Raw genomic sequence first — 24,725 nt, 5'->3', positions numbered from 1 at the left:
ATGAAGTGCTTACGGAATTGTTATGCAATAATACGAATAAAATTTAATCATACAATAGCATTTATAAAAAAGAAAATATATTTTTGCAGAACAAATTCAAACCATGATACAAAGAATTCAAACCATTTATTTATTTCTTGCTTTTGTAGTTACAGGAATTTTACCATTTTTCATTCCTTTATGGACAATGAATAACGGTTCGGATTATTTTTTTATGCAAGACCAAGTGTATGTTGTATTATTCGGGTTAAGCACTACGCTGACTTTATTGAGTATTGTATCTTATAAGAAAAGACAAAATCAATTTGTTATTGGCAGATTGAACATCATATTAAATTTAATTTTATTAGGATTGTTTGTATATCGTTCACTAAATTTATCTGGAGAAACACTAGCTGTTTCGGAGAAAGGTATTGGGATGTTTCTACCTATAGTTGCTATCGTATTATTAGTCTTGGCTAATAAGGCCATCAAAAAGGATGAAGATCTTGTAAAATCTGTGGACAGATTGAGGTAAACCTATAAACTTAATTTATTAGTGCGGAGAAAGCCCGAATGTAACAGTTCGGGTTTTTTTATGCGTATAATATTCTAAAAATAATAAAAACCTTGTTAAATGACTCGTTAATTTTTATAAATTTGGACCTAGTAATTCCATTATGAAAACAAAAATCAGAATCCATCTAGCAGACGACCATCAAATACTTATTGATGGAATCTCTACTTTACTGCAAACCATTCCTAATTATGAAGTGGTGGGTTTCTCGCTAAATGGAAGCACCATTTATGATGATGTTACGAATAATAAATCTGACATTCTCATATTGGACATTAATATGCCTGAAAAAGATGGAATTGAGGTCATTAAAGAATTCGCAGAAAAAGGATTTCCTTGTAAGGTTATTATTCTTTCCAGTTATGACGACTTGAAATTGATAAAAGAAATCATGAAACTTGGTGCTAGTGGTTATTTAACAAAACAATGTGCCGGTGAAAATATCGTCGAAGCCATTGAGGCAATTTCGAGAGGAGAAGAATATTTTTGCAAACCAGTTCGAGAAAAAATCTTTAATTCTTTCATAAAGAACAATCCAAAACTAAACAAATACGAGCCGGTTTCAAATTCGATTTTGACAGGACGCGAATTGGAAATCATCACTTTGATTTCATTAGAATACAGCGGTAAGGAAATTAGCGAGCAACTGTTTATCAGTACAAATACCGTTGAAACGCACCGCAAAAACATAATGAAAAAACTAAAAGCAAAGAATACTATTAGCATAGTCAAATATGCCATTAAAAACAATTTGATTAAATCATAAATTAAGCAGTAAAAGTCCTTTTTTATGTCTCAATTTCGAATTAATATAGTGTCCATTTTACTGCTACTTTTTTTTAGTACTGTTTTTTTTGCTCAAGAAAAAACGCCTTCTAAAAAAGAAATCACGCAATTGGCAAAAGAGGCAAATCAATACATGAAGAAGGGCCATTTTGAAAAATCTCTGGTAAAAGCCAGAATCGCTTTACATTATGCCATTGCTATTAAGGATGATAATCTTATAGCCTCAATTTACAACACAATTGGCGCCAATTTTGATGAATTAACTGAATTTGACAAAGCCTTTTTTTACTACAACAAAGGCTTAATTTATGCTAATAAAACCAATAATAATCAATTAAAAAACTGGCTTTATAATAATTTAGGGAACATTTATTGCTTTGATAAAAAACAATATGAAAAAGGAATTGTTTGTTATAAAAAATCACTGGAATACAGTAACAAAACAAGTGATTTTAGCCAAACTGTTTTTACAAAACTCAATATAGCTTGGGCCTATTTTGACATTGGTGATTTTGACAAGGGAATACCTTATTTAAATTACATTAATCAATACCACAAAAAATATGGTGATGCATCTACTCTAGTGGCACTAAACATGCTTAACGGCATGTATCATGGTTATAAAAATGATATCGAAAAAGCCAACTTCTTTTTCCAGAATGCTATACGATTAGGAAATGAAGGGGATGAGAAATCAGATTTATCCTTTTCGCACCAAGAATATTCCAAATTTTTATTAAAAAATGGTAAATTTCAAAAAGCATATGAAAATCTGGCGCTTTACAACTCCATTACAGCCGAACTTAATTATGAAGAGAAACTAAAAAAAGCCAATGTTGCAGGAATTAATCTCGAAATCGATGGGTACAAAAGAGAGATTGACAACATAGAAACCAAATACAAAACCAAACAATATTTATTATTAGAAAAGCAGTCTAAAAATAAAAAAATTAGCATTGTAGTCATTTCGTTATTGCTTTTAATCATCATTCTCTTTTACTTTTTATTTCAGAATACCAAACTAAAACAAAACAATAAACTCAAAGACCTGCAAAGCAAAATTCAGGAAAACATAATCAACGCGTCTATAAATGGACAGGAATTGGAAAGAAAAAAAATTGCTTCTTTTTTACATGATAATATTAGTGCTTTGCTGTCTTCTGCCGGATTACATTTAAATGTTTTTACTTCCCAAAATCAATCCCCGCCACAAGAAATATTAAAAACTAAAGCGATATTAGTAGAAGCACATGATAAAGTTCGTGATCTATCACATGAACTTATGCCTACACTTTTGGCACGGTTTGGTTTGTTTTATGCCCTGGAAGCTTTATGCGAAAAAAATTCAAACTCTGTAATTCAATTTAAATATTCAAGTCCGGTACCGACAAAAAAGCGTTATAATGAAGAATTTGAAATGAAAATTTATTTTATCATCAGCGAACTATTGAATAATATAACCAAACACAGTCAGGCAAACACTGCAAAGATTACCATTCAGGAAAACAATAGTACATTGCAAATTCATGTCTATGACAACGGAAAAGGTTTTGATCCCGCTCATTTTCATATCCTTGAGGGTTTTGGACTCAATCAGATTCAGGCGAGGATAAACAACTTAAAAGGAGGCATTTCTATCGATTCCAAGCAAAAATCCGGAACCTCGATTTATATCGTTGTGCCTATAGCACATAAATAAAAATTACCCCTTTTTTTCAATTTCTATAATTTCCAAATCCTTTATTTTGTCCCCATCAATCATAAAACGCAACATCGTGCGCACCTGATGAAAACCGCTTTTTCCTGCCGCACCGGGATTCATGTGTAATAAATTATGCTTTTTATCAAATATCACTTTCAGGATATGAGAATGCCCGCAAATAAATAGTTTTGGAGGATTCGCATCCATCTCCGCTTTAATATTGGGATTGTATTTCCCCGGATAACCGCCAATATGCGTAATCCAAACATCAACACCCTCACACATAAACCGGTTGTGCAAAGGAAATTCCAATCTGGCTTTTGCGTCATCAATATTGCCATAAACACAACGCAACGGTTTTAATTTTTTTATCGCATCAGTTACAGCTAAATCACCAATATCACCCGCATGCCAAACTTCATCAGCCAGAGAGACATATTTTAAAATGGTATCATCAATGTGACTGTGCGTATCCGAAAGGAGTAGTATTTTTTTCATATTTATATTGTCATTGCGAGGTACGAAGCAATCTGGAGCTATTTCCAGCTATTCGTTTCAATCTGTCATTGCGAGGAACGAAGCAATCTTATGATTTGAATGCTTCTTCCTCGCAATGACAGGATTTCCACTGCTATCTGGGCTAGGATTTTTTGGTAAAATTAGACATTCAAATTCCAAATAAAAAATCCATTTAAAACTTAACAAACTTTTGCGCCACAGGGCAAACGCTTTTAAAATAAGTGCCCATTTTATTTTAATAAAAATCATACTTTTATTTAGAATCTGCATAAATCTGTTAGATCCGCGTGCAAATATTAACACGCAGATTCAGCAGATTCAGCAGATTTTGTAAAATCTGATATATTTAAATAAATTGTTTTTTTCAAAGCGTTTGCCCTATTTGCGCCATAGCGACTTCGTGGCACAAAAATTAATAAGTATCTTTGCTTTTTTAAATGTGTAAAACTCGATTTCTTTCAGAACAATCTGAAATCTGAAATCTGAAATCTGAAATCTGAAATCTAACCTTGAGATATTTCATAAAATTAGCATACAACGGAACCCATTATCACGGCTGGCAATACCAACCCAATGCTGCGTCAGTGCAGGAAACGATGAACAAAGCGTTTTCGGTGTTATTGAATACGGAGATCAATCTCATGGGAGCCGGACGCACAGATACCGGTGTTCATGCTAAGGAAATGTATGCTCATTTTGATTTTGAAACGCCATTTGATATTCCAAATTTAGTTCACAAACTCAACTCCTACTTACCCAAAGACATTGTTGTTTATGACATAATTCCCGTATCTGATGAAGCACATACTCGTTTTGACGCTGTAAAAAGAACGTACGAATACCAGATCAACACGTTTAAAGATGTGTTTTTGCAAGAACAAAGTTGGTATTTCCATCAAAAATTAGATGTAGATTTAATGAACGAAGCCGCAAAATTATTATTTAATCATACTGATTTTCAATGTTTCTCTAAAGTAAATACGGATGTGAATACTTTTGACTGCACGATTTTTGAAGCCTATTGGAAACAAGAAAACGGCAATCTGATTTTCACGATTTCGGCAAATCGTTTCTTACGCAATATGGTTCGTGCCATTGTAGGAACATTGGTTAACATAGGTTTATATAAGATTACATTGGCGGATTTTACTGCCATTATAGAAGGCAAAAACAGAGACAAAGCTGGTTTTTCGGTTCCGGCACATGGCTTATATTTAACCAAAATAGAGTACGATTATTTATAGCTTTAGGCTACAAGCTTTAAGCATTATGCCTAAAGCCTAAAGCATAAGGCTTAAAGAAAAAAAAATGAAAGCAAAAGCATTTGATACCCGATTATTCAAACGAATATTACAATACACAAAACCGTACCAATGGCGTTTTAACGGTGTAATAATTTTCGCCATCTCGTTGTCTATCTTTGCGGCATTGCGTCCGTATTTATTGAAACAAACGGTCGATGGCTACATTGCAACCCAAGACCAACAGGGATTATTAATGTATGTAATCTTGATGGGAATAGTACTTTTACTCGAAGTATTCTCCCAATTTTACTTTGTGTATTGGGCGAACTGGCTGGGTCAGGATATTGTGAAAGACATTCGAACAAAATTATTCAAACACTTGTTGAGTTTCCGAATGAAATATTTTGATCATGTTCCCGTGGGCCAACTGGTAACCCGTTCCGTTTCGGATATTGAATCTATCGCCCGAATTTTCAGTCAGGGATTGTTTATGATTATCAGTGACTTGATGAAAATGTTTGTTGTGCTTATTTTTATGTTTTACATGAACTGGACGCTGACTTGGATTGTAATTGTGGCTATGCCTATTCTGGTTTTCTTCACCCGAATATTCCAAAAGAAAATGCAAGTGGCTTTTGAGGAAGTGCGTACACAAATTGCCAACATGAACTCCTTTGTACAAGAGCGTGTTACAGGAATGAAAATTGTACAACTCTTTAACAGAGAAGATATTGAGTATGAAAAATTTAAAAGCATCAACGACAAACACAAAAAAGCCTGGATAAAAACCATTCTTTACAACTCCATCTTCTTCCCTATTGCTGATATTATTTCATCTCTGACATTAGGATTTATTGTCTTATATGGCGGAATCAAGATATTAAACGGAGATAATTTTACCACTTTTGGAGATTTATTTTCTTACACCATGTTTATAGGAATGCTTTTTAATCCGTTACGTCAAATTGCAGATAAATTCAACGAGATGCAACTGGGAATGATTGCTGCTAATCGTGTTTTTGATATTTTGGATACCCAAGATCAAATTCAGGATACAGGAACTATTGAAGCGCCAATTTTTAAGGGAAATATAAAATTTGAAAACGTTCGTTTTGGTTATATTCCTGAAGAAGATGTTATCAAAGGAATTGACCTTCAGGTAAATGCCGGACAAACTATCGCCATTGTGGGTTCTACGGGCGCAGGTAAATCAACGATTATCAACTTGTTAAACCGTTTTTATGAAATCAACAGCGGTTCCATTTATATAGACAATCACAACATCGAACATTACACTTTAAGCTCCCTACGCACACAAATTGCGGTGGTTTTACAGGATGTTTTCCTTTTTGCCGATACTATTTTCAATAATATCACATTAAATAATCCAGCTATAAGTCGGGAACAGGTTTTGGTCGCAGCCAAAAAAATTGGCGTCCATGATTTTATCATGAGTTTACCTGATAATTATGATTTTGATGTAAAAGAACGCGGTGTAATGCTATCGTCAGGACAGCGCCAGTTAATTGCCTTTTTGAGAGCGTATGTAAGTAATCCAAGTATTTTGATTCTGGACGAAGCCACTTCATCAATAGACACGTATTCCGAAGAATTGATTCAACGTGCCACCGAAACCATTACCAAAGGCAGGACATCCATTGTAATAGCACACCGTCTGGCAACCATTGTCAATGCAGATAAAATTGTGGTGATGGACAAAGGATTGATTGTGGAGCAAGGCACGCATCAAGAGTTAATCAACCGTGAAAGTGGGTATTACAAGAACTTGTATGATTCCCAGTTCTCAGTGGCTAATTAAGTTTTTTTTACCGCTAAGTTTTTTTTACTGCTAAGATTATAAAGGTTTTTTGCCGCTAAGACACAAAGGCGCTAAGTTTTTGACGTAAGGAGCGTAAATTTTTTTTACCGCTAAGTTTTTTTTGTTGATAAGGCGCTAATTTTATAAATTCAATTAAAAATTCGTGAATTCTATCTAACTCTTTTCAAATGGTTGGTATTAAGAATTCGAAATAGTATTACGGCACTATAAAATCTGCTAAATCTGCGTGCTAAAAATTTTTCACGCAGATTTTGCAGATTCAGCAGATTAGTGTTGTGGAAAATCTGTTTTTTATCAGTATTTCGCTTTAGCGAACCTATTTCATCTGCTTACGGTTGACAACGTTTTTCTGAGTTAGCAACTATTTGTCAAAGTACCCAACTTTCTTTAAATTCGTGGCTAATTAAGTTTTTTATGCTTATCCTTTAACGACCTAAACCAAAATACAGTGACAAATTAGTGTAATTCGTGGCAAAAAATAAGTTAGATACTAATATTAACAATCCTATAATTCGATTTAAAATAACGGTGTTTTTTTGAAAATTTGTTAGTTTACTACTTTATTTCATTGAAACTTTCTCAAAACAGAATAAATCCTTAAATTCGCCCAATCAATTAAATAAGAGAAACACACAAAAATGAAATAGGCTTTTGCTAATTCCATTTTTACAACTAAAAAATAAATACTTAAAAAATGAAATACGATATTATAGTTTTAGGAAGTGGCCCAGGCGGTTATGTTACAGCCATTAGAGCATCACAATTAGGCTTTAAAGTAGCCGTGATTGAAAAAGAAAACTTAGGCGGAGTATGCTTGAACTGGGGTTGTATCCCAACCAAAGCGTTACTAAAATCAGCTCAGGTTTTTGATTATCTAAAACACGCTTCTGATTACGGATTGACTGTTTCATCATTTGATAAAGACTTCCCAGCTGTTGTACAACGCAGTCGAAGTGTAGCTGACGGAATGAGCAAAGGGGTTCAATTCTTGATGAAAAAAAATAAAATCGACGTGATTGATGGTTTTGGAAAACTAAAACCAGGAAAAAAAGTTGATGTTACAGACAAAGACAATAAAGTTACCGAATACAGTGCAGATCATATAATCATTGCAACTGGAGCCCGTTCTCGTGAGTTGCCAAACTTACCACAGGATGGTATAAAAGTAATAGGATATCGTCAAGCAATGACTTTACCTACACAACCTAAATCTATGATTATTGTAGGTTCCGGAGCGATTGGAGTAGAATTTGCACATTTCTATAACTCGATGGGAACTGAGGTTACCATTGTAGAATTCATGCCAAACGTAGTTCCTGTAGAAGACGAAGACATTTCAAAACAAATGGAACGTTCATTGAAAAAAGCAGGTATCAAAATCATGACAAACGCTAACGTAGAGAAAATTGACACTACCGGAGCAGGTGTAAAAGCATCTGTGAAAACGGCCAAAGGAGAAGAAGTTTTGGAAGCAGAGATTTTACTTTCGGCTGTTGGGATTAAAACCAATATTGAAAACATAGGACTGGAAGAAGTAGGAATTGCTACTGACAGAGATAAAATATTAGTAAACGCATACAATCAAACCAATATTCCGGGTTATTATGCCATTGGTGATGTTACACCAGGACAAGCATTGGCTCACGTGGCTTCGGCTGAAGGAATCAATTGTGTAGAAAAAATCGCGGGACTTCACGTAGAACCTATCGATTACGGAAATGTACCGGGATGTACCTATGCGACTCCTGAAATTGCTTCAGTAGGTTTGACTGAAAAACAAGCTAAAGAAAAAGGATACGAATTGAAAATTGGTAAATTCCCATTCTCAGCTTCAGGAAAAGCGAAAGCTGCCGGAACACCCGATGGTTTTGTAAAAGTAATTTTTGATGCTAAATATGGTGAATGGTTGGGTTGTCACATGATTGGGGCTGGTGTTACCGATATGATTGCTGAGGCAGTTGTGGCACGAAAACTGGAAACTACAGGACACGAAATCCTAAAATCAATTCACCCACACCCAACGATGAGCGAAGCCGTTATGGAAGCTGTGGCTGATGCGTATGGTGAAGTAATACACTTGTAAATAAACAACTTGTAGAGACGCATTGCTTTACATTATATATAAAATCCGATTTGTGAAAGCAAATCGGATTTTTTTTGGGGTATCCTTGTTACGTAATTCTCGAATAAAACAGCCACTATTTCAAACCAACATATTTAGAGTCAGACTATTATTTGCAATATCCCTAAAAAAAGTCATGATTTTTTTGCCAATAGAAAAAACAAAAAACTAATTTAGCAAGACGAAAGAAAGTAATCTTATATATTTTTCAAAGCACTTATCCGTTTAAGTCACCGAATTAAACTAATAAAACCCTGAAAGACTATGTTACGGATTTTAATAATTCTCACGCTTACTATATTATTTAAAACACACCTTTGTTCTCAGCCATTTGTTGACCCCATTCAAGTGCGCTATATGAATGCTTTCAGAAGTAACAATTCTGAAACCACACCTTTCACCCATTTATGGGCCGGCAGTGATTTTCCTATTAAACTCAAGAATAACACTTACCTACTCCTTAGTCCATCTTACGAACAATGGCACATTGAATCAGCTAACAATCAGACAAACTACCCAACTGTACAGAGCTTATCTTTACCAATTGGTTTAATACTACCATTGGAGCAATCAAAATGGTCACTTTCCTTTATACCAATAGTTCGTTGGAATGGTGAAAAGTTATTTTCGAAAAACACATTTCAATATGGAGGTGTGGCCTTTACAACTTTTGCAAAAAAGCAAAATCAAAAATTTCGCCTCGGTATTTATGCCAATAAGGAATTTTTTGGTTGGTTTATTATCCCCTTACTTGGTACTGACTGGCGAATCGATGACACGAATTATATCTTTGGATTGCTACCAGGACGCCTCACATATGAACATAAATGGAACACTAAATTATATAGCGGAGCTACATTCCGTGCCCCTATGAACAGTTACCGTCTTTCTAACGATAAATACATCCGATTAGACGACAACCAAATATCGGTGTACTTGGATTATTATCCGGCTAAACATTTATGCATTACACTTGAGCCTGGTTTCGGTGCATTCAGAAAAATCCGCACAGGTATCGCTAACTATAGTGGATACACTTCAGAAATCGATTGGGGTGATGGTCCTTTTATTAAATTAAGTGCCGCTTATCGCATCAGGTTGTAATAGTTAGTTATAGCTATTAGTAATGCAAACTTCAATCTTTGTTTAATTAATTCCCTGATTTTATTCTATATAAAAACATATTTAACCTGTTGCAAAAGAGTATAACTCATAATAAAAAGTGTTTTTCTTAGAAAAATAAATTAAATTTACGTTAGGTTTCAATTTAACAAACCGAAAGATGAAATCCTAATTTAGGAAATTTATAATGTAAAGAAAATTTCAGAAAAGAACAACACCCCCAAAACAACGTATAGAGTCTATTAATATCAAAAAGGGTAAAGATGAAACACCTATTCGATTTTTTAATGATCTCAGGGGTATTGCTTGGAATTACTTTTATAATTGCCACACAGTGCTCAAAAAACAGAAAAGATAAAACTATTATTTACCTCAATTTTGTGGTTGCCTTTTTAATGCTGAATAACCTCCAAGCTTGTTTGTTGGAAACTGTTTTTATGGATGCCCCATTTTTTATTCAAAGATTACAAATCCCATGGTACGTTCTTATCTTCCCCTCTTTTTATTTTTTTTTAATCCATTACCTTAAGATTGAAAAAAAGTTGGTTTCCTTTGTTTATATTTCCTTTACCTTATTTATTTTGGAAGTAGTAATACGAATTGCATTTATCCCGTATTTCTATACTGAAAAAAATAATTTATTTATTGCAGGATATGTGCAAATAGAAGAAATTGTAAATGCGCTGTACTCCATATTTCTTTTTATCAAAGCCATTTTAATACTTTTTAACTATTCTGAATTATACCAACCTATTCTAGCTTTTGATAATTTAAAATGGCTTAAAAATTTTATGTTTTTTGGAAGTATAGTTATACTCATGTGGGTTTGTGCCATTTTATTAAATTTAGACAAAACTTTAAATCCACAAGTTTTTATTTATTATCCTTTGCGTTTGAGCAGCACTTCTTTATTATATTGGATCAGTTATCAAGGATTTTACAATTATTCTTTAATGATTGAACGAATTGAATTAAGAAAAGCAATTGCCTTCGAAGAGAAATATAAAATTAACATTCCAAACAGCCACCATTTAGAAGAAAATAAATTTCAACAGATTAGAACCTATATCGAAAAAAACAAAAGATTTCGTGATCCCACATTTAGTTTAGAAAAATTGGCTTCCGAAATGAAAATAAGTACGAGCAAATTATCTCACTTAATCAATCAAGAAAGCGGATATAATTTTTCGGATTACATCAATTATTTGAGAGTCGAAAAAGCAAAAAAATACCTCACAAAACCAAACTACTCCGCTTATACCATAGTCGCTATTGGACTAGAATGTGGATTTAACTCTAAGTCCACGTTTTATACCGCTTTCAAGAAATTTACCCACGTTACTCCTTCTGAATTTAGAGAGCAATAAACTGTCCAAGATTATCCAACTTGTCCTAATTCCTATACGTTGGATAATCTTGGATAGTTCCTTTATTCTGTTGTCATAATTTTGAGACTGAATTTAAAAGTCTAGAAATCATGAAAAATTCCATTGTTTACTTCGTCATTATTTCTTTCTTATTCCAAAGTTGCTATACCTATAAAGCAATAGATTTGAAAGAAACGCCATTAATTGTAGGCAAAAATTACAAAATAAGACAAGACATGAAATTTACCAAGGCACAACTAATGACTACAAATGACAGCACAGTCACTTTTATGATTAACAATCATGAAGTAAACGTTCCTATCTCTAAAATCAAAGAAATCCAAGCAAAGGAATTTTCGACATTGAAAACCGTAGGCCTTATATTATCCATTGGTTTAGTTGCTGTTATTGCAGTTGGAGCTATAGTAATGAGTGATTTTGGCTTTGGAGAATTTACGATTCCAAATTAAACTTATAACTACCTAAGGGCAGCAATTTTAATTCTCCCTTTTCTTTTTTTAAAATCGTTTTGTTATGTTCAATTCCTGTAATTAATCATTCAAAACTTAAAAATAGTAATCATGATACTTTTTATTATTTATACTTTATTAAAAAAGTACTTCAGTCAAAGTGGAAAAAAGGTATATTTAAAAGTAGGTAAGTTCTTAAATGCCTTTATTTATAGACTTTTAATATATCTTCTCATAAGATTTATAGCATTTATTCCAATATTGGCAATAGCCCAAAACTCGCAACTAAATTACAAAATAATACGTAATGGAACTGATATTGGCTGGTTGCGACTTGAAAAAAACTGTGCCGGGAATAAATCAGAGCTGTTATTGGTTTCTGAAATAAAAACCAAAGCCATTTTACCAATCACAATGTTCGCAAGAGAGTCTTCCACTTTTGAAAATGGAAAACTGATTTATTCCTCACAGTTCAGAAAAACCAACGGTACTACAAAACTGGACAAACAAACAAAGCTTGTTATTGATAGATATGAAGTATTGGAAAATGGAGAAAAGGTAAAACTTGCATTTCCTACTATCAATACAAATTTACTGAGTCTGTATTTTCAGGAGCCCATAACTTCAAATTCTGTGTATTGTGACAAGCAACAGTGCTTTGTCAAAATAACAAAAACAGCCGATGGAGGATACAAGATGAAGTTCCCTAATGGCAATAGCAACTGCTTTTATTACAAAGAGGGCATCTGCACTAACGTTAAGATTGACCATACATTCTATTCAGCAGAAATAATTATTAACCCTTAAAACAGTCGTCATGCAAACAACAAACAATACGATCTATCTTTTTAGTTATGTTCTGTTTTTTGTCCTTAGTTGGATAGGTAAAACCTACAACAGCAACCGATTAATCAATGATAATGGTGCATTCACGTCAAGACCCGGCAACCTTATTGGTTTCCATATTATAGGGATAATTGTGCTTGGGCTTGTTCCTGTAATTTTGTTAAAACATTCCATTTTGGAGGTATTGACAGGCAATAAAACACCTGATCTTCTTTTAGTCTTTCTGTACCTTCTGATTTTTATGGTAATGGTAACCATTGCATTCAAACAAAGTAAATCCGCCTATGAAAAAAAACAGGGATCATCTGAAAATCGTACTCATTTATCTCCTGACTTTTTTATTTCTTATTTCATAATCAGGGCTTTATTTCTGTTTGTTTATGAATTATGGTTCAGGGGATTTTTACTTTTTGATTGTATAAGTTGGGTTGGAACCCCATTAGCCGTTTTGGTAAATATCTTCCTTTATGTTTCAGTACACATTTTTAACAGCAAAAAAGAAATGTGGGCTTGCTTTCCTTTTGGAATATTGGTTTGTTTTTTAAGCATCTTATTTGATGCGGCGTGGCCAGCCATTATTCTTCATATCGGTTTTTCATCAGTTTATGAACTTAGTATGTACCGATTTAATTTAAACAACTTTAAAATAGCAAAATCATGAAAATTTTAATAACAGGCGCAACGGGGTATGTAGGTAATAATCTTGCGCACACACTTGCAAACAGGGGAAATAAAGTTCATGCAATTGTCCGTTCAGATTCAGCAAAAAGAGTATTACAACATCCAAATATTACCCTTTTTAAAGGTGACATTTTAGATAAAGACAGCTTAGTGGTTGCCATGAAAGGATGTCAACAGGTATATCATACGGCAGCAAAAGTAGGTCTGTCTATAAAAAACTATCCTGATTTCCATAATACAAATGTTGAAGGAACTCGTAATGTCATTCATGCAATCTTACAAACAGGTATAGAAAAAACAGTTTTTACCAGCACCTGTGGTGTGATTGGACCATCACTTAACAATCCTCTGAACGAAGAAAACTCTCAAACTACTACGCTTACTAATGCGTATGATGTAACAAAAAAATTGAGTGAAGATATCATATTTCAGCACGTTGCAGAAGGGATGAATGCAGTTATTGTGAGTCCCTCAAAAATTTATGGTCCTGGAAATATTTCGCATTCGCTTACCGCCAATGCTGTGATAAATATGTTCTTAAAAAAGAAAATTACGCTCATTCCTTCACCAGGCACATACCAAGTCAGTTTTGCCTTTATAGATGATATAATAAATGGTCACTTGCTGGCTATGGAGAAAGGGAAAAGTGGGGAGAAATATATTCTAGGTGGAGTAAATATTTCATACCAAGAATTTTTTAATCAAATTAGAGCTATATCTTCCTGTAATGGACATATAATCCATCTTTCAAAAAATATATTTAAAGCATTAGCTCTTTTACAATTATTGAATTATAAAATCATAGGAAACCCTCCCCTTTTTACAGCAAAGTCAATAGACTATATTTTCAATAACTATGTCTTCTCCAGTGATAAAGCAATCCAAGAATTAGGATACAAAATAACCCCACTTGGAGAAGCATTAAACCAAACTATTCATTTTTTAAAAAATCAAAGTCATGTATACTAATTTATATACCCTAATAACCGGTGCCAGCGAAGGATTCGGAAAGGCATTGGCAATTGAATGTGCATCAAGAAAAATGAACTTAATTCTTGTGGCACTACCTGAATCTAAACTTCATTCTTTTGCAGACTCATTAAAACAAAAATACAATGTTGATGTAGTGGCAATAGAAAAAGATCTTGCTATTGAAGAGAATTGTTTTTTGGTATTTAAAGAAGTAGAGAACCTTCGGCTCTCTGTTAATATGCTCATCAATAATGTAGGGATAAGCAGTACCATGTTTTTTAGCGAAGGCTGTATCAGTTTTTATCAAAAACAAGTAAAATTAAATGTGATAGTAACTACGCTACTCACCAGCCTGTTTCTTGATATGTTGAAAACGAATAAACCTTCCCATATTTTAAATGTAGGTAGTCTTAGCAGTTTCTTTTATCTGGCAAAAAAACAAGTGTATGGCGCCACTAAATCCTATATCTATTCCTTTTCAAAAAGCCTGCGTGAGGAATTGAGTTCCGATGGTATAAATGTAAGTGTAATTTGCCCTGGTGGCATGAACACAAATGCAACAATAATAATGACCAATAAGTCTAATAACTGGCTGGCACGTCAATCAATAATGAATCCGGAAGAGGTTGCACCAATAGCCATTAAAGGGTTATTAAACCGAAAAGAAATTATTATTCCCGGACGTATGAACAAACTATTTTTGATACTCGATAAGCTGTTGCCTTCCTTCATCATTAAAATGATCGCCAATAATCATATCAATAAATTTAAGTCATACAACACTGTAAATCAAACAACAAACGACTCACTTTACACATAAAGAAATGCTCTAACAACACAAGGGGTTATATTGAAAATAATTTAAGCAAAGAAGTACCACTTTAACTCTTAACATTACTTAACATAGTTCTGGAAGCGGAGATCTTGCTTTCGGCTGTTGGGATTAAAACTAACATTGAAAACATAGGACGTAGAGACGCACTGCAGTGCGTCTTTACATTATTATAAAATCCGATTTGTGAAAGCAAGTCGGATTTTTTTATGCTTTTTAATCAAATAAAAAAACATCAATCCTATTAAAAAAATATTAATATTTTAACAAATAAATTAATATTAATTCGTAAATTTGATTGTATTGTGCGCTATTTATATGGAAATATGTTAAAATTTAATCATTTAATTTATTTACTATGAAAACACTAAGACAATTCAGCTTAAAGCCGGTATTGATCATTATTTTAATTACTCCTGCTTGCGCTCCCAGTTTAGATGATTTAGAGACCGGTAATCATTTAAATGGTATAACTCCAATAGACAACAAAAATAATGTTACTATTGTTGTTACTGATGGAACTCTGAAAATAACTTTTTATTGGGACACTGATTTCAATGAAACAATTAATTTCAACGGATTAAATTTTAGTTTTGAAGCAAATAACATGTTAACTGCCACTGACGGAACAAATACTTATAACGGAACCTGGTCAATTACAGACACTAATGGTTATATCGAGAATTTATCAGATTTAAAATTCGATATTACTTTAACGTCCCCAATAAATTTTGTAGAAACAATAAATGAATGGGAAGTCATTGATAAATCTCAAAGTTATATTAAATTAAGAGATGTTATCGGTGTCAATGGCAGAACAGACTTATTAACATTTAGTAAAAATTAAAAACTTGGTTAGCTAACAAAACGAACTGCTACGTACAATAAAATAATTACAAAATGAAGACTTTACTATTGAATCAATATTTAAAATTCAATAGACCCGTTTTCAGCCTTTAAACTTCAATCCTAAATAATAATAATAATAATAATAATAATAATAATGGGATCAACCCGATAGTTATTGAGGATGGGCGCTGATTATGAATTGAAATACTAAATCCGTTTTTGTCTTATTCCAAAAAATGAGGCAAAACGGATTTTTGATGAGTACTGATTTTTGGCGTTTTGTTACATTGTTGTCCGGTAATAAACTGTAAATGATGTTACATCTCAACAAGTATAGTCTCTACGGGACATTTTCATACGGTGGGGCCCAATTATTTTTCTACCAACATTTAGCTCCTAACGGAGCATACCCCGTAGGGGTTATATATTGGTAGTAAAATAATTATAAACCCATAAATTGTCCGTAGGGACTATACCAAATTTATATCGGACAATAATGATTTTATCAGTATTAACATTCACTCGAAAACAAATCATAAGACATTAATAAACAATGCTTTAACAATTAAAAATATTTTTATTTGAGTTTTTTAAATTTATTTTTTTGTAAATTAGCAGTATAGTTTAAGACGTGTATTTTTTGTCCTTTCTTATTCAAAAAACGGATTGATTAGCAAAACTAATGGTCCTTATAACAGGGCAAATACTCGTTTAAAAACACATAGCGGAGATGGACAAGCAAAAGTAATACTAATTCAGACAAACCGCTTTTGACAATTCCAACTGACAAAATAGTAGACGACCATCGGCTACTAAAAAAAAGGAAGCATAACCAAATGCCATATGAGTAGTGAAATTTTAGAATTAAATTAAATCCGATTAAAACAATAAAATAATTTAACTATTGCTGCTCTTTGAATTTATCTTGATATTCCGTACAAATATGCATGCACAGGACTCTATAAAGATAGCTTCAAAAGTGCATCAATAGTTGTCCTTGATAATAACAAGATAAAATGAATTATAAAGTTTGAATTTGTCCCAAGTTAAATGTTATCATCATCCCAATCATATAGTGAATGCTTTGGGAATATGTATTGCTGTAGGACCATAAGTACCTGTAGTGAATGAAATTTGTAACGATTGTTACCTTCTTTAGTCTTGCTGAAAGGTTAGACATCATTCATCAACTTAAAATAGCAGTCATGATACCGTTTCTGATTTATATTTTATTAAAAAAATACCACAACCAAACTTGGGTAAAGAAAATTTTACAAATAAACGAATTTTTAAAAACCCATATCCGTAGGAATTTTTCGATTTTTATGTTAAGTCTTTTGTTCCTTGTTTCAATAGTATCAAAAGCTCAAAATCTACAATTGAATTATAAAATAATACGGGGTGGAAATGATATTGGCAGGTTGCAACTTGAAAAAAAAATTGTTGGCAATAAATCAAACCTACTATTGATTTCTGAAATAAAAACCCATCTCTTTTTTTTGATTACTGTATCGGTAAAAGAATCATCAACTTTTGAAAATGGAAAACTTATTCATTCTTCCCAATTCCGAAAAACCAACGGCATAATAAAACTGGATAAACAAACAAGCTTTGTAACGGATAAATACGAAGTAATGGAAAATGGTGAAAAGGAAAAACTAAGCTTCCCCTTTATTGGTACAAACCTGTTAAGCATGTATTTTTTAGAACCAATAGATACACAATTAGTGTATTGTGACAAACAACAATGCTTTACCAAAGTAACGAAAACGCATGATGGCGGATATAAAATCAAGCTTCCGGATGGTAACAGTAATAGCTTTTATTACGAAGGTGGAATTTGCACCAAAATAAAGATCAACAATTCGTTTTATTCAATTGAAATAATTCATGAACCTTAAAAAAATTCCCATGCAAACAACAACCATTATGGTATATCTCTTTTGTTATGTTACGTTTTTTTTATTCAGTTGGATAAGTAAAATTAACAATAGCCAAAGATTAATTAATGATGAAGAGATCTTCACGTCAAATCCAAGGAATCTTATCGGCTTTCACATCATGGGAATAATTTGGATCGGGATTATTCCTATCGTACTGTTGAAACATTCCATTTGGAAAGTTTTAATCGGTAATGAAATCTTGGATCGCTCTTTTGTTTTCTTATACATTTTAATTTTTATACTAATCCTAACCATTGTATTCAAACAAAGTAAATATGCTTCCCAAAAAACACAAGAGCCCTTTAAAAGCACTGTTCATTTATCTTCCCCTTTTTTTATCAGTTATTTCATCGTCCGGGTTTTATTCCTGTTTGTTTATGAATTATGGTTTAGAGGTTTTTTACTTTTTGATAGTATCGGTTGGGTAGGAATAAATGCAGCTGTTACGGGAAATGTTTTTCTTTATGTATTACTACACATTTTTAACAGCAAAAAAGAGATGTTAGCTTGCATCCCTTTTGGAATATTGGTTTGTTTTTTAAGTATCCTATTTAATGCCGCATGGCCAGCTATCATTCTTCATATTGGTGTTTCATTGGTTTACGAACTTACTATTTATCGGTCTTATTTATATCCCTCTAAAATAGCAAGACTATGAAAATTTTAATAACAGGCGCAACAGGATTTGTTGGACATCAACTTGCACTTACCCTGGCCGAACGTGGAAACGACATAAATGTATTGGTCAGAAACCCTGATTCAGTCCATGTTCCTATGCATAAAAACATTCGAGCCTTTACTGGTGACATTACTGACAAACAATCCATTACAGCTGCTATTAAGGAATGCGAACAAGTATATCATACGGCTGCTCTGGTAAAAATATTTGATAAAGACCCCAGCCTTTTTCATGAAATAAACGTAGAAGGAACTCGTAATATGCTGGAAAAATCCCTTGAAACGGGCGTTAAAAAATTTGTATTCACCAGTAGTTGCAGTGTAATAGGACCATCCTTGAAAGAGCCTATGTGCGAAGATAATTCACGTATTACTTCGTTTGATAATGACTATGATATCACAAAATTCCTGGCCGAAAACCTCGTTGCTGATTATGCCCATAAAGGATTGTTTACGGTCATTGTGTCCCCTTCAAAAGTATTTGGTCCCGGTATTGAAACCCATCCTATCAGTGTAAACACGGTAATAAAAAAATTCATCAAAGGGAATCTCACTTTCATTCCCAAACCAGGCAGCCTGACAGCCAATTACTGTTATATTGACGATGTAGTCAATGGTCATATTCTTGCGATGGCTAATGGGACAGGAGGAGAAAAATATATACTGGGGGGAGAAAATATATCTTTTTTGGATTTTTTTCAAACCGTTCGTTCTCTTTCGGGAACAAAAGCCAGACTTATAGAGACACATGAATTTTTTATAAAAACATGGGCTGCGCTACAATGGATACAGTACAAAACAACCAATAAAGAACCTTATGTGACAGAAAAAGGCATCCGACAAATTTTCTGCAACAAAATTTTTAGCAGTGAGAAAGCAATCCGTCAATTGGGATATCAAATTACTCCTTTAAGAGAAGGGCTTCAAGAAACAATCCAATTTTTAAAAAATCAATCCCATGCATAACCATTTTTATACTTTGATAACGGGAGCCAGTGAAGGATTTGGAAAAGCATTGGCAATAGAGTGTGCCAATAGAAAAATGAATCTAATCCTTGTGGCACTACCCGACTCTAAACTTTATGCGCTGGCCGAATTCATAAAACAAAAATACAAAGTTGATGTAATAGCTCTTGAAAAAGACCTTACAATTGAAGAGAATTGCATTTGGGTATTTAAAGAAGTAGAGCAACTTCGGCTCTCCGTAAATATGCTCATCAATAATGTAGGAATAGGAAGCACCATGTTATTCAGCGAAGGAAGTGTCTCTTTTTATCAAAAGCAGCTAAAATTAAATGTGATCGCCACTACCCTGCTCACCAGCCTGTTTCTTGACATGTTAAAGAGTAATAAACCTTCCCATATTTTAAATGTAGGCAGCCTGTGCAGTTTCTTTTTTCTGGCAAAAAAACAAGTGTATGGAGCCACCAAATCGTATATCTATTTCTTTTCAAAAAGCCTGCGTAGGGAATTGAGATCTGATGGTATAAATGTAAGTGTAATTTGCCCTGGCGGTATGAACACAAATGCATCTGTTATGGCGACCAATAAATCAAATAACTGGCTGATGCGCATGTCAATAATGGACCCGGAAGACGTCGCGCCAATAGCCATTAAAGGTTTATTAAACCGAAAAGAAATTATTATACCCGGACGAATCAACAAATTATTTTTGCTGGCAGACAAGTTGTTGCCTCCAATCATCAATGAAATGATCTCCAATCATCATATGAAAAAGTTCAAATCTGTTTCAGCAATAGAATAGCAACCGAACAACATTCAAGCAAAATTTGTCTCGTTATTTTACAATACGATTTTTTTTACGGGCGTGCCCTCGTTGCAGTACTATTGTATAAAACACACTGTTTTTTCAGCAACAAGGTCAGGCTGTACGTTGCAAACGAAGTTCACTGAACACCTATTAAAAATAACGACTAGGTGAAGTAATCTCCCGAAGAAAAATCGGGAGGATTTTCACTGCCATCCTTCACGCAATAATAATATATGACTATCCGTAATGCGGACTAAAATCATTTCGAATACAATTTTCGTCGTTTGTACATTTATAAAGCATAAATATTAGCCCACAGATTGTACAGATTATACCGATTTACACGGATTTTTTTACTTGGTGAATCAAACTGTTATTTAAATCTGTGCAAAATCCGTTCAATCCGTGTTATCTGTGTGTCCTATTTTATCCTTTGGTGCCTAAAATATTAGAAATGCTTCGTGATTATTATACTATGCTTAAACCCAAAACATGGTTATTTGAAGGTCAAATAGAGAATACAAAATATGACGAACGAAGCTTATCTAATGTACTTAAACAAGCATTAACAAAATCAAAAATAAGCAAGCCAGTAAGTTTACACTGGTTGCGGCACAGTTATGCCACCCATCTACTAGAAAACGGAACCGATTTAAGATATATACAAGAACTCCTAGGGCATAACAGTAGTAAAACCACCGAAATTTACACTCACGTAAGCACAAAAAACATTCAACAAATTAAAAGTCCATTTGATGATTTGTAATGTTTTTTTTATAAATTTACAAAACAACAAAAAGCCATTTTATGGCACAAAGCCAACCTAATTTGGGTGGATTGTAGCCACTTTGTGGCTGGTATAAACAAGTTGTAGGGCATAACTTCGCAAAATCAAGACCGATATATACAATTACAAAAATGAACTTAGAATTTTTTTTTTCAACTGAATTGATTCTTGAAAACGAGTCAATTTTATTACGCCCTTTATCCATTAATGATATCGACAAAATAGAATCTATAAGCTATAATAAAGAATTAGGCGAATTTGGAGCAAGAGTAAAAAACAGAAATGATTTAATGGATTATTTTAAGTTCTGTCTAAATTCAAAAAAAGAAAAAGAACTTTACCCTCTAATAATTATTAGAAAGGAAGATAATAGTCCAATAGGATTGACAATGTTTGGAAATCTTAGTTTTCAGAATAAGAGATTAGAAATAGGATGGACTTGGATTGGTGAAAAGTTTCAAGGAACAGGTATAAATGCAATTTGTAAAGAACTTCTCTTAGATTATTGTTTTAACACTCTAAATTTAAGAAGAGTAGAATTTAAGATCGATATAAAAAACCTAAAATCACAAAAGGCAATAGAAAAAATTGGAGCCATTAAAGAGGGATTTTTGAGAAATTACAACATTCAATCTTATGGAGAAAGTGAAGGAACTTACGTTTATAGTATTCTAAAAGAAGAATGGAAAAATTGATTGTCACAAAACGTACATAAGACAGAAATCGTAAAGCAAAAAATACTCAAGCCAATCTTTGTCTAAACGGAAGCGAAAAGCAGAATTCAAATAGAAACGGAAATTGTTTGCGCATATTGTTACGCCCTACAATCGAGTAGACGGGTCCGCCAGAAACTGACGGACTGCGCCTCTCGCACCACCGTACGTACGGGTCACGTATACGGCGGTTCGCAAAAAGATGGGTTCAATTCGATATAAACATCAGTTAAGGACTGATAACCTCTTTGTTTTAGGCGTTTCAAAGTAATGGTTGTATTCAAAATAGGACTTTGTGCAATTGCCCAACCGCCTTTGCGAGTTCGACTAAATGCATAGGCGTGATCTTGGTCAACTCCCAATCGTATGAGATTCTTCCTCTTCCTTTCGGGCTTTTTCCAGTCATGCCAAATACAATAACGAAGTCGATTTCTTAGCCAGCCGTCTATAGCTCGCAATTTGCCCGCAATACTCGTTCCCCGAAAATAGTTTAACCATCCTCGTTGCACTTCTTTTATCTTGGCAAGACGCTCTTCTAGCTTGACTGGTGCGGTTTTGCGGCTAATACTCTTAAGTCTTTCTTTTAGCTTTTTCCATGCCTTTTCTGCCACAACCAACTGGTATTGGTTTTTGCTCCCTTTTTGATACGTGGGTACAAATCCAAATCCTAACAAAGTGAAGTGAACAGGACGTCTAATCCCGCTTTTCTCTGTGTTGATAGTGAGTTTGAGCTTCGTTTTCAAGAATTTGGCAATCACTACTGCCGTAGCCTTGGCTTGGTTCTGTGATTTGCAATAGATACTAAAATCATCGGCATAGCGTACAAATTTCAGTTTACGTCTGGTCATTTCTTTATCCAATTCATGGAGTAAGATATTAGACAGCAACGGACTTAAAGGAGAACCTTGTGGAACACCTTTACGTCTCTTTTGTAACTTACCGTTAGTTTGCATCGGGACTCGCAACCATTTTCGTATCAAGCGAAGAGTAGTTTTACATTTCACTTTTTGGTACACCAAATTCAGCAATAAACAATGGTCAACTTCGTCAAAGAAGTTCTTTAGGTCGATATCTACAATGTGATTCAACCCTTGATGAATGTATTCCTTGGCTTGCCCCACAGCTTGTCGAGCGTTTTTGCTAGGTCTAAATCCGTAACTATTGGCCCTAAAAATGGGTTCAAATAGTGGCGCAATTACTTGCGATACGGCTTGTTGCAGGACTCGGTCAGTGGTGGTGGGAATTCCCAAAAGTCGGGTTTTACCGTTTCCTTTAGTAATCTCCACACCTAAAATGGGTTGAGGCAAATAGTTTCCTTGCCTTACGGCTTCGAGCAATTGTGGTTTCATATCTGGAAATAGCATCTTGAGTTGGGTGGTTTTTATACCATCAACTCCTGCGCTTCCCTTGTTGGAAATCACTTGTTCTAAAGCTTTTTGTAGATTATAAGGATGTACTACTCTCTCAATCATTTTGTTCTTTTAATCGTTTAAACCTGTTCTCGTTTTTCAAGGCTATCTGCCGTGGCGGATTCCGTTGAAAATTAAGAACCATTTTGCGTTCTGTCCTTCCTTGATTGTGAGACCTCCATGCCTTTTAGCGTGGCTCGTTGCCCCAAGTACTATGACTTCTGCTGACTTCTCTTTGTGATTAACACGTAATCTAAGAGACCTCCCCTGGTAAGAGCTTTTTCCTTTGTCCAATCCCTGCGGCATCTACTGAAATACGATTTTGGTAATCTTCGGACGTTGCAATGGTGTGCTTGCTTATCCTCGCATAACAGCCTCTTATGCCGTTTCTGTTCGTCAGTACCGGACTTTGTCGGTTCGCTTCCTTCAGTGCATACCTCACGGTAAACCACCTTGCGACGTACTAATGATTCGGGGTTTCAATCCGCTCATAAGGGACTTACACCCTCTGGAAAAATAACACTCCGTAAGTTTGATTTATAATCCGAAATTTGTATTTTTCAATTTTTTAATCGAGCTTACAGAGTGTGTCCTGCTCATGCAGGGCACACACACACGCTTTGCAATAGTGGGGCAATAGTCTTGAATTTAAATTACAGTTTGTATTTGCTGAAAATCGGCAAAACGGAAAAATAAATAATTATTAATCTCCCACCATCGCAATAGCGCGGGAACGTTAGCTGTTATTCTAAAAAAACGCAGTGAATTAAAGAAGACTATGAAAGACATTAAATGCATAATTTTTGATTGTGACGGAGTTTTGGTTGATAGTGAAATAATTGGAAATCAAATATTACTTTCAATGGCAAAAGAATTCGGTCTGGAAATGACTATTGAAGATGCAATTAAAAATTTTAATGGTAGAAGTCTAAAAGATAGTTTTCAATACATTGAGAATTTGACCAATAAAAAATTGCCTGACAATTTTGAGAGCGAATATAGAAAACTAACTTTCGAAGCGTTTAAAACTAACTTAAAACCAATTAAAGGTGTAAAAGAATTTATTGATAGTTTATCCGTTTCTTATTGTGTTGCTTCAAGTGGACCAGTAGAAAAAATCAATTTTAATTTAACAACAACAGGTTTGATTGAAAAATTTGAAAATAAAATATTCAGTTCATACCAAATTAATAGTTGGAAGCCTGAACCAGAAATATTTCTATTTGCTTCAAGAGAAATGGGATTTACAACAAACGAATGTGTTGTGATTGAAGACAGTAAAGCTGGTGTAATTTCAGCAAAAAAAGGAGGATTTAAAGTTTATGGATTTGCAAACGAAAACAATGAGAAAGAATTGAAAGATGAAGGCGCAATAATTTTTTATAGTTTCGAAGAATTGACAAGTTTATTAAATCAAAATAAATAACAAGAACAACAGCTAATCGAGTAGACGGCTCCGCCAGAAACTAACGGAGTGCGCCTCTCACACCACCGTACGTACGGGTCTCGTATACGG

Annotated in this window: 23 protein-coding genes; 21 read left to right on the top strand and 2 right to left on the bottom strand. The window is 33.9% G+C overall.

All coding sequences use genetic code 11. The features are described 5' to 3' along the window. The first annotated feature begins 103 nt into the window (after positions 1-103). From FNW38_RS09180 to FNW38_RS09170, 3 genes are all read left to right on the top strand, one after another. Positions 104-517, top strand: coding sequence for a DUF4293 domain-containing protein (locus tag FNW38_RS09180; RefSeq protein WP_143388046.1), 414 nt, complete (start codon positions 104-106; stop codon positions 515-517). A 142-nt stretch (positions 518-659) separates the two neighbouring features. Continuing rightward, on the top strand, positions 660-1,322 hold the full coding sequence (locus tag FNW38_RS09175) for a response regulator (RefSeq protein ID WP_144064959.1): 663 nt from the start codon (positions 660-662) through the stop codon (positions 1,320-1,322). Between the two features lie 24 nt (positions 1,323-1,346). After that, the gene (locus tag FNW38_RS09170) at positions 1,347-3,041 is read left to right on the top strand and encodes a tetratricopeptide repeat-containing sensor histidine kinase (RefSeq protein ID WP_144064958.1); all 1,695 of its coding nucleotides are present in this window, start codon (positions 1,347-1,349) and stop codon (positions 3,039-3,041) included. A gap of 3 nt (positions 3,042-3,044) precedes the next feature. Here the strand turns inward: FNW38_RS09170 and FNW38_RS09165 are convergent, their stop codons facing one another. After that, positions 3,045-3,542, bottom strand: a complete 498-nt coding sequence (locus FNW38_RS09165) for a metallophosphoesterase family protein (protein WP_143388043.1) — start codon at positions 3,540-3,542, stop codon at positions 3,045-3,047. 530 nt (positions 3,543-4,072) lie between these two features. Between FNW38_RS09165 and truA the strand changes: the two genes are divergently transcribed. The 17 genes from truA to FNW38_RS09080 all read left to right on the top strand — a co-directional run bounded on the left by truA (position 4,073) and on the right by FNW38_RS09080 (position 21,782). Next, the gene (gene truA / locus FNW38_RS09160; protein ID WP_143388042.1) at positions 4,073-4,807 is read left to right on the top strand and encodes a tRNA pseudouridine(38-40) synthase TruA; all 735 of its coding nucleotides are present in this window, start codon (positions 4,073-4,075) and stop codon (positions 4,805-4,807) included. Between the two features lie 64 nt (positions 4,808-4,871). Further along, on the top strand, positions 4,872-6,626 hold the full coding sequence (locus tag FNW38_RS09155) for an ABC transporter ATP-binding protein (protein ID WP_143388041.1): 1,755 nt from the start codon (positions 4,872-4,874) through the stop codon (positions 6,624-6,626). Between the two features lie 715 nt (positions 6,627-7,341). Further along, positions 7,342-8,730 (top strand): dihydrolipoyl dehydrogenase, encoded by a 1,389-nt coding sequence (gene lpdA, locus FNW38_RS09150; protein ID WP_143388854.1) that lies wholly within the window; start codon positions 7,342-7,344, stop codon positions 8,728-8,730. Positions 8,731-9,033: 303 nt separating this feature from the next. After that, a complete protein-coding gene (locus FNW38_RS09145) occupies positions 9,034-9,873 on the top strand; it encodes a hypothetical protein (protein ID WP_144064957.1) in 840 nt (279 codons plus the stop codon). A 281-nt stretch (positions 9,874-10,154) separates the two neighbouring features. Continuing rightward, complete coding sequence (locus FNW38_RS09140) at positions 10,155-11,258, top strand: helix-turn-helix domain-containing protein (protein ID WP_144064956.1); 1,104 nt, start codon at positions 10,155-10,157, stop codon at positions 11,256-11,258. A 110-nt stretch (positions 11,259-11,368) separates the two neighbouring features. Beyond that, positions 11,369-11,728 (top strand): hypothetical protein, encoded by a 360-nt coding sequence (locus FNW38_RS09135; protein WP_144064955.1) that lies wholly within the window; start codon positions 11,369-11,371, stop codon positions 11,726-11,728. 111 nt (positions 11,729-11,839) lie between these two features. Then, positions 11,840-12,535, top strand: a complete 696-nt coding sequence (locus FNW38_RS09130; protein ID WP_143388850.1) for a DUF6134 family protein — start codon at positions 11,840-11,842, stop codon at positions 12,533-12,535. A gap of 10 nt (positions 12,536-12,545) precedes the next feature. Continuing rightward, a complete protein-coding gene (locus FNW38_RS09125) occupies positions 12,546-13,235 on the top strand; it encodes a CPBP family intramembrane glutamic endopeptidase (protein ID WP_144064954.1) in 690 nt (229 codons plus the stop codon). Further along, complete coding sequence (locus tag FNW38_RS09120) at positions 13,232-14,224, top strand: NAD-dependent epimerase/dehydratase family protein (protein ID WP_143388847.1); 993 nt, start codon at positions 13,232-13,234, stop codon at positions 14,222-14,224. Before FNW38_RS09125 ends, FNW38_RS09120 begins: the two co-directional genes overlap by 4 nt. Beyond that, complete coding sequence (locus FNW38_RS09115) at positions 14,214-15,047, top strand: SDR family NAD(P)-dependent oxidoreductase (RefSeq protein ID WP_143388846.1); 834 nt, start codon at positions 14,214-14,216, stop codon at positions 15,045-15,047. Before FNW38_RS09120 ends, FNW38_RS09115 begins: the two co-directional genes overlap by 11 nt. Before the next feature lie 370 nt (positions 15,048-15,417). After that, complete coding sequence (locus tag FNW38_RS09110; protein WP_143388845.1) at positions 15,418-15,906, top strand: hypothetical protein; 489 nt, start codon at positions 15,418-15,420, stop codon at positions 15,904-15,906. Between the two features lie 1,381 nt (positions 15,907-17,287). Then, positions 17,288-17,809 (top strand): DUF6134 family protein, encoded by a 522-nt coding sequence (locus FNW38_RS09105; protein ID WP_144064953.1) that lies wholly within the window; start codon positions 17,288-17,290, stop codon positions 17,807-17,809. A 10-nt stretch (positions 17,810-17,819) separates the two neighbouring features. After that, on the top strand, positions 17,820-18,509 hold the full coding sequence (locus tag FNW38_RS09100; protein ID WP_185963119.1) for a CPBP family intramembrane glutamic endopeptidase: 690 nt from the start codon (positions 17,820-17,822) through the stop codon (positions 18,507-18,509). Then, complete coding sequence (locus tag FNW38_RS09095; protein ID WP_143388842.1) at positions 18,506-19,495, top strand: NAD-dependent epimerase/dehydratase family protein; 990 nt, start codon at positions 18,506-18,508, stop codon at positions 19,493-19,495. The genes FNW38_RS09100 and FNW38_RS09095 overlap by 4 nt, the downstream gene beginning before the upstream one ends. Beyond that, a complete protein-coding gene (locus FNW38_RS09090; RefSeq protein WP_143388841.1) occupies positions 19,488-20,294 on the top strand; it encodes an SDR family NAD(P)-dependent oxidoreductase in 807 nt (268 codons plus the stop codon). The genes FNW38_RS09095 and FNW38_RS09090 overlap by 8 nt, the downstream gene beginning before the upstream one ends. 391 nt (positions 20,295-20,685) lie before the next feature. After that, a complete protein-coding gene (locus FNW38_RS09085; RefSeq protein ID WP_317129735.1) occupies positions 20,686-21,066 on the top strand; it encodes a tyrosine-type recombinase/integrase in 381 nt (126 codons plus the stop codon). Between the two features lie 152 nt (positions 21,067-21,218). Then, complete coding sequence (locus tag FNW38_RS09080) at positions 21,219-21,782, top strand: GNAT family N-acetyltransferase (RefSeq protein ID WP_143388839.1); 564 nt, start codon at positions 21,219-21,221, stop codon at positions 21,780-21,782. A 194-nt stretch (positions 21,783-21,976) separates the two neighbouring features. Here FNW38_RS09080 and ltrA read toward each other — a convergent pair whose 3' ends face one another. After that, entirely contained in the window at positions 21,977-23,272 is a 1,296-nt protein-coding gene (gene ltrA, locus FNW38_RS09075; RefSeq protein ID WP_144064951.1) for a group II intron reverse transcriptase/maturase, read from the bottom strand. A 715-nt stretch (positions 23,273-23,987) separates the two neighbouring features. Between ltrA and FNW38_RS09065 the strand changes: the two genes are divergently transcribed. Further along, positions 23,988-24,635 carry an HAD family hydrolase gene (locus tag FNW38_RS09065; protein WP_143388836.1) on the top strand — a complete coding sequence of 216 codons (648 nt, stop codon included), beginning with the start codon at positions 23,988-23,990 and terminating at the stop codon, positions 24,633-24,635. Positions 24,636-24,725: the final 90 nt, after the last annotated feature.

Origin of the sequence: Flavobacterium gawalongense, from assembly GCF_007097265.1 — a bacterium.
Lineage (GTDB): Bacteria > Bacteroidota > Bacteroidia > Flavobacteriales > Flavobacteriaceae > Flavobacterium > Flavobacterium gawalongense.
The sequence above is the reverse complement of the archived record's forward strand: the minus strand, read 5'-3'. Positions and strand labels throughout refer to the sequence as shown.

Coding starts and splice junctions, on each gene's coding strand:
- FNW38_RS09180 (WP_143388046.1), top strand. CDS start 104: ATGATACAAAGAATTCAAACCATTTATTTATTTCTTGCTTTTGTAGTT.
- FNW38_RS09175 (WP_144064959.1), top strand. CDS start 660: ATGAAAACAAAAATCAGAATCCATCTAGCAGACGACCATCAAATACTT.
- FNW38_RS09170 (WP_144064958.1), top strand. CDS start 1,347: ATGTCTCAATTTCGAATTAATATAGTGTCCATTTTACTGCTACTTTTT.
- FNW38_RS09165 (WP_143388043.1), bottom strand. CDS start 3,542: ATGAAAAAAATACTACTCCTTTCGGATACGCACAGTCACATTGATGAT.
- FNW38_RS09155 (WP_143388041.1), top strand. CDS start 4,872: ATGAAAGCAAAAGCATTTGATACCCGATTATTCAAACGAATATTACAA.
- lpdA (WP_143388854.1), top strand. CDS start 7,342: ATGAAATACGATATTATAGTTTTAGGAAGTGGCCCAGGCGGTTATGTT.
- FNW38_RS09145 (WP_144064957.1), top strand. CDS start 9,034: ATGTTACGGATTTTAATAATTCTCACGCTTACTATATTATTTAAAACA.
- FNW38_RS09140 (WP_144064956.1), top strand. CDS start 10,155: ATGAAACACCTATTCGATTTTTTAATGATCTCAGGGGTATTGCTTGGA.
- FNW38_RS09135 (WP_144064955.1), top strand. CDS start 11,369: ATGAAAAATTCCATTGTTTACTTCGTCATTATTTCTTTCTTATTCCAA.
- FNW38_RS09130 (WP_143388850.1), top strand. CDS start 11,840: ATGATACTTTTTATTATTTATACTTTATTAAAAAAGTACTTCAGTCAA.
- FNW38_RS09125 (WP_144064954.1), top strand. CDS start 12,546: ATGCAAACAACAAACAATACGATCTATCTTTTTAGTTATGTTCTGTTT.
- FNW38_RS09120 (WP_143388847.1), top strand. CDS start 13,232: ATGAAAATTTTAATAACAGGCGCAACGGGGTATGTAGGTAATAATCTT.
- FNW38_RS09115 (WP_143388846.1), top strand. CDS start 14,214: ATGTATACTAATTTATATACCCTAATAACCGGTGCCAGCGAAGGATTC.
- FNW38_RS09110 (WP_143388845.1), top strand. CDS start 15,418: ATGAAAACACTAAGACAATTCAGCTTAAAGCCGGTATTGATCATTATT.
- FNW38_RS09100 (WP_185963119.1), top strand. CDS start 17,820: ATGCAAACAACAACCATTATGGTATATCTCTTTTGTTATGTTACGTTT.
- FNW38_RS09095 (WP_143388842.1), top strand. CDS start 18,506: ATGAAAATTTTAATAACAGGCGCAACAGGATTTGTTGGACATCAACTT.
- FNW38_RS09090 (WP_143388841.1), top strand. CDS start 19,488: ATGCATAACCATTTTTATACTTTGATAACGGGAGCCAGTGAAGGATTT.
- FNW38_RS09080 (WP_143388839.1), top strand. CDS start 21,219: ATGAACTTAGAATTTTTTTTTTCAACTGAATTGATTCTTGAAAACGAG.
- ltrA (WP_144064951.1), bottom strand. CDS start 23,272: ATGATTGAGAGAGTAGTACATCCTTATAATCTACAAAAAGCTTTAGAA.
- FNW38_RS09065 (WP_143388836.1), top strand. CDS start 23,988: ATGAAAGACATTAAATGCATAATTTTTGATTGTGACGGAGTTTTGGTT.